The following is a 4,921-nucleotide window of genomic DNA, read 5'->3' as shown; positions in this document are numbered from 1 at the left end:
CTGCCGAGCGACTCGCATTGCAGCATCTTCTGGATCACCGACGCGAAATCCGTTCGCTCGCGCAGGGGCGGCAACTTCACCACCAGTCCATTCAACCGGTAGTACAGGTCCTCGCGAAAGCGGTTCTGCGCAATCATTTCGCGTAGATCGCGATGGGTCGCGCAGACAATTGCGATGTCAACCGGGATTGACTTGGTCGAGCCGAGCGGATTGACGAGACGTTCCTGCAGCACCCGTAGCAGGCGCATTTGCAGCGGATAGGGCATGTCGCCGATCTCATCGAGGAAGAGCGTGCCGCCATCGGCCTGCAACAGCTTGCCGACAGCGCCCTTGCGCCGCCCGCCGGTGAACGCGCCTTCCTCATAGCCGAACAACTCGGATTCGATCAGGGTTTCGGGAATCGATGCGCAGTTAACCGCCACGAATGAGCCCGTGCGGCGCGGCGAATCGTTATGTATCGCCTGGGCCAGCAGTTCCTTGCCCGTTCCGGTCTCACCGGTGATCAGGATGGGAATGTCCTTGCCAATGACCTTGCGCACTTTGGCGATGACGCTAGCCACCTGCGGGTCGCCCGTGTCCAGATAGCTGAGCCTCGAAAGCGGGCCGCCGGCAGCAGATGGTTTAAGCGCTCCGGGAGCGCCCGGCGTTGCCTCGCTATTTAGCGGAGCCCGCCAACCGCCATCGGCGAGCGTGGCGCGGCGAAACGAGACGTTCGCGCAGACGACTGCGCCGGTGTTCAGGTTCAGCGACAGATGCTGATCCCGGTTCGCTCCCAGGCGGTCGATCATTTGTGCGCTGCTGAGGCCGAACAGCGACGACAGCGTGTGGGCGCGCAAGGCCGTAAGCGGCATCCCCAACTGGAATTGAGCGCTGCGATTCGCGGACAGGAAGCGCCCGTCACAGGTGAATGCGGCGATGCCTTCCATCAACGTGCCGAGAAACTCGGCGCGGCCATGAAAGGCAATCTGCAACTTCTCACGAAAGGTATTGGTGAACAGATGGTTTTCGATCATCTGCGCCGACATCTTCGCGAGCGCCATGGTGTGCTGGTGATAGCTACGATGATCGCCGCTTACGTCTAGCACACCGATTAGTTCTCCGTACGGACCGAGGATAGGCACGCTGGAACAGGTCAGGAAGCGGTTCGCGGCCAGGTAGTGCTGCGCGCCATGTACGACGGTCGGGCAATGGTCAGCGATGGCGGTGCCGATCGCGTTGGTCCCCTGCAGACGTTCGGCCCAGCTTGCGCCGGGACGTAACGCGACTTTCTCGGCCCGGCGCAGGAAATCGTCGTCGCCGATCGAATGAAGAATCAGTCCCTCTGCGTCGGTCAATACGATCACGTTTTGCGTGTTGACGATCTGCTCATGAAGCGATTCCATCACCGGGGTGGCGTGTGCGCACAATATGCGGCTTTGCTCAAGCTTCAGGACAAGGTCGGCCGCAGGCAGTACATCGTAGTCCGGTCGCATCGATGTGCTCAGACCGAAGGTCTCAGAGCGTTGGTGCGATTTCTGGATTGATGGCGTAAGCCATCCGGCGTCATGTTGTACTAATGGTGTAGCGGTGGGGTCGGCATCATCGCGCACTGTCTCCTCCTGCTCGCATGTCGGGCTCTTCATAGGGAGGGCCGCGTCGTCATTGCATCGCGCTATGTACCGATTGCACGATCAACATGCATGTTGGCTCACCGTCGAGCGGGCCACTTGACGTAGATCAACCGACAGTGAATTCACCCCGACTCGCTACAAGACAGAGGAAAGCTCGATAGGTTCAGCAGCTCCCGCCCCGGCCGGATGTATTGAGTTCCATGCCATGCAGCCCGCGATAGGCGGCAACTTCGGGCGACGACCACCCTTCGAGCAACGGTGACGCGAGCCGATGAACTTCCACCCCCAACGGCCGGCAAACCTCAAGAGGATCCCGTGCGTCCGGTCCCCACATCGGCAAGGACAAGTCGCCGCCTGGACAGGTCGACAGCGCGCAAAGCAGGTCGATCTCCGCGAAAAACTCCAGATAGTCGCCCTTTTTCGCGGGGCACGCCTTCATGAAGTACTGATCGTTCAGATTCAATCCGGTGCATTGAAAGACGTTCAGCACGTCGTGGACGTCGAATTCGGTGAGACCGAAAGGCGCAATGGCGCGGGTGAGATTGGAGTGACAGTGAAAGTGAAAGTCGTGGCCGGTGAGCATCCGGTTCACATAAGGGTCGCAACGCGTGCCGAGCAAATCATGAACGCGGCCACCGTGCTCGTCGATGCCGTAGTCCGCCAGGGAGTCGTCGGTGATCGTTGCAAGAGGACGAAGATACGGTAGCGTCGACCAGAGCCGGTCAAGTGTGCTCACATGCGCCTGTTGCAACTGGCGCGTGCGGGACGCCCAGAAGCGCTCGCGCGGGTTATGCAGATTCCAGATGTTCAGGTCGGCGACCTGCGGCCCTTCGATCGTCACGATTCGAAATACGTGTCCCGCGGGGACTTTCCATGCGTAGCCAGAACGAATGGGCACTACCGTCGAGTCAACCAGCGTGCGCGTCTCGTGAGCAGACGCAATCCGGGTGTAGAACGCACGGTCGACGTCAAGTGCGGACCCTTGGGTTGCCTGATACGCGGCTGGGTAGTTCAACATCGCATTTACCTCCTGTTTGAGTAGGAGCGCCGTCGACCCGATGCCGGCGCGTGGCGTGCGTAGAAAAAGGTCGTCGCGCTGACTATACTAAAACGAGTCGCTCTGGTTTCAGGCGCGCTGACTCAGGCGGTAGGCCCGGAACAGGACGTTAAGGCGAAGGGGTCGGTCCGCGGGGAGAAACGTATGTTCAAGCATCTGCTGGTGCCGACCGATGGGACGGTACATTGCGAAGCCGCCATTCAGATGGCGGTGACCCTCGCCCAAGAAAATGGAGCCAGGGTCACGGGGCTCCATGTCATCCCGGAATTCCATGTCCTCGCGTATGGCACCGAAATGCTCGCGGATTCCGAGGAGCGATTCACCCAGATTACCCGACAGCATGCGGACGACTATCTCGCGGCGGTCACGAAAGCGGCCAGGCTGGCCGGTGTCGAGTGCGATACGGTTGTCGGAAACAGCGCTCACCCGTACGAGGCGATTGTCAGCGTTGCAGCGCAACGAAACTGCGATCTCATCGTCATGGCGTCCCACGGCCGAGGCGGTATGCGAGCCTTGTTGCTGGGCAGCGAGACCCAGAAGGTGCTGACGCACAGCGAGATCCCGGTGCTCGTCGTCCGACAGCCGACGCACACCGGTGCGGGCCGGGGAGTTAAATCGGGCCGCCCTTCAACCGCTGCAAAAGATTCTCCGCTCTAGCCGTTTATCGTCGCCGCAGATGACGGCCGGAGGGTATGGCGCTTCACACGATAGCGCGAAGCGCTCGCCGCTCATTTGGCGAACAGCGACGCCATGTTGGCGAATGCCTTGAACTCGATGGCATTGCCCGACGGATCGAGAAAAAACATAGTCGCCTGTTCTCCCACTTCGCCCTTGAAGCGGATATGCGGCTCGATCACGAATTTCGTTCCGGCACCACGGAGCTTTTCCGCGACCGCTTCCCATTGCTGCATGGAGAGCACCGCGCCGAAATGGCGAACCGGGACGTTGTGCCCGTCCACAGCACTCGTGTTCCGATGTCCTGCTTCCTCGGGAGACAAATGCGCAACTATTTGATGACCATAGAAGTTGAAGTCGACCCATTCCGGTGAACTGCGGCCTTCAGGGCAACCCAGCAGGTCGCCGTAAAAGCTGCGGGCGGCTTCAAGGCTATGGACGGGAAAAGCCAGATGAAAGGGGGGAATGGCTGTGCTGGCGGGATCACTCATGGCGGTTCCTGGAATGCGGTTTTTCCTAAAGGGACGGGCTATTTTACGATTCCGTTGGTTGATTAAAAAGAGAAAAGTTCTTGGCGTTTTCTCAACTGGCCACGCCAGCATGCGTGGGTTGATCATTCAACGACATGTTCGCTGCCTTTCAAGCGACTCGTCGCCCTTCGATCGGATATCCCGGATCGGTGTATCCGGGCGTTGAAGCGTGGCCCGGAGCAACGAGGCTATCGACCAGCTTCTCGTCGTCCGGTCCGAGTTGCAACTTCAATGCATCGACATAGCCGTCCCACTGCGCTTCGGTGCGCGGACCGGCGATCGTACTGCTGACGAGCCGGTTCTTGAGTACCCATGCGAGAGCGAACGCAATCGAAGTCGTACCACGCCTGGCTGCATGATCTGCAATCGTTCGCGCGATCCTGAGCGATTCCGGGCGCCACTCGGTCTGCTGGATCCGCTTGTCGCCGCGGCCTGCGCGCGAGTCGTCCGGCGGCGGCGCATGCGGTCGCCACAATACTTCAGCCGAAGCTGGCGAAACCGCTGCTCGACTATCCAGACATCAAGGTTGAGATCATCGTCGACTTTGGCCTGGTCGATATCGTCGCGCAGCGCTATGACGTTGGCGTACGTCTGGGCGATCAGGTGGCGAAAGACATGATCGCTGTGCGTATTTCGCAGGACATCCGCATGGCGGTCGTCGGCGCACCTTCCTACTTCGCGAAACGAACGCGGCCGAGGACGCCTCACGACCTGACCGGACACAACTGCATCAATCTGCGACTACCGACCTACGGTGGCCTGTACGCCTGGGAGTTTAAAAAATCGGGTCATGAATTGAAGGTGCGTGTGGAAGGGCAGTGGGTGTTCAACGGAACAAACCAGATGCTCAATGCTGCGCTGGCCGGTTGTGGCCTTGCGTACATTCCCGAAGACCTGGCACAGCCGTATATTGCCGATGGACGACTCAAGCCCGTTCTCAAGGACTGGTGCCCGGTTTTTCCGGGTTATCACCTGTATTACCCGAGCCGCCGTCAGTCTTCACGCGCTCTGGGTGTGCTGATCGATGCGTTGCGCTACGGGGCATAGGG

At 59.9% G+C, this 4,921-nt stretch carries 4 protein-coding genes and 2 pseudogenes; 2 read left to right on the top strand and 4 right to left on the bottom strand.

Going from position 1 to position 4,921, the window contains the following annotated elements; genetic code table 11:
- Together WCA53_RS04415 and WCA53_RS04410 are read right to left on the bottom strand one after the other, a co-directional pair.
- Nucleotides 1–1,589: sigma-54-dependent Fis family transcriptional regulator (locus WCA53_RS04415; protein WP_423905943.1), on the bottom strand; the 1,589-nt coding region annotated here is incomplete at its 3' end.
- A 184-nt stretch (nt 1,590–1,773) separates the two neighbouring features.
- Nucleotides 1,774–2,628 (bottom strand): urea carboxylase-associated family protein, encoded by an 855-nt coding sequence (locus WCA53_RS04410; protein WP_423905935.1) that lies wholly within the window; start codon nt 2,626–2,628, stop codon nt 1,774–1,776.
- Nucleotides 2,629–2,811: 183 nt separating this feature from the next.
- On the opposite strand from WCA53_RS04410, the gene WCA53_RS04405 reads away from it, so the two are divergent.
- Nucleotides 2,812–3,324 (top strand): universal stress protein, encoded by a 513-nt coding sequence (locus WCA53_RS04405; protein WP_423905932.1) that lies wholly within the window; start codon nt 2,812–2,814, stop codon nt 3,322–3,324.
- Nucleotides 3,325–3,395: 71 nt separating this feature from the next.
- On the opposite strand, the gene WCA53_RS04400 is transcribed toward WCA53_RS04405, so the two are convergent.
- Together WCA53_RS04400 and WCA53_RS04395 are read right to left on the bottom strand one after the other, a co-directional pair.
- Nucleotides 3,396–3,833, bottom strand: a complete 438-nt coding sequence (locus tag WCA53_RS04400) for a VOC family protein (protein ID WP_423905939.1) — start codon at nt 3,831–3,833, stop codon at nt 3,396–3,398.
- Between the two features lie 148 nt (nt 3,834–3,981).
- Nucleotides 3,982–4,332 (bottom strand): annotated as a pseudogene (locus WCA53_RS04395) (aldo/keto reductase); the annotation flags it as partial.
- A gap of 2 nt (nt 4,333–4,334) precedes the next feature.
- On the opposite strand from WCA53_RS04395, the pseudogene WCA53_RS04390 reads away from it, so the two are divergent.
- Nucleotides 4,335–4,919, top strand: a pseudogene (locus WCA53_RS04390) (LysR substrate-binding domain-containing protein); the annotation flags it as partial.
- Nucleotides 4,920–4,921 lie beyond the last annotated feature (2 nt).

The sequence above is a fragment of the Caballeronia sp. genome (genome assembly GCF_049581465.1).
Taxonomy (GTDB): Bacteria; Pseudomonadota; Gammaproteobacteria; order Burkholderiales; family Burkholderiaceae; genus Caballeronia.
Note: the sequence above shows the minus strand (reverse complement) of the source record. Positions and strands in the feature narration are given on the sequence as shown.

Bases quoted from the DNA above. Each gene is read 5' to 3' on its own strand.
- WCA53_RS04410 (WP_423905935.1), bottom strand. From the start codon at position 2,628: ATGTTGAACTACCCAGCCGCGTATCAGGCAACCCAAGGGTCCGCACTT.
- WCA53_RS04405 (WP_423905932.1), top strand. From the start codon at position 2,812: ATGTTCAAGCATCTGCTGGTGCCGACCGATGGGACGGTACATTGCGAA.
- WCA53_RS04400 (WP_423905939.1), bottom strand. From the start codon at position 3,833: ATGAGTGATCCCGCCAGCACAGCCATTCCCCCCTTTCATCTGGCTTTT.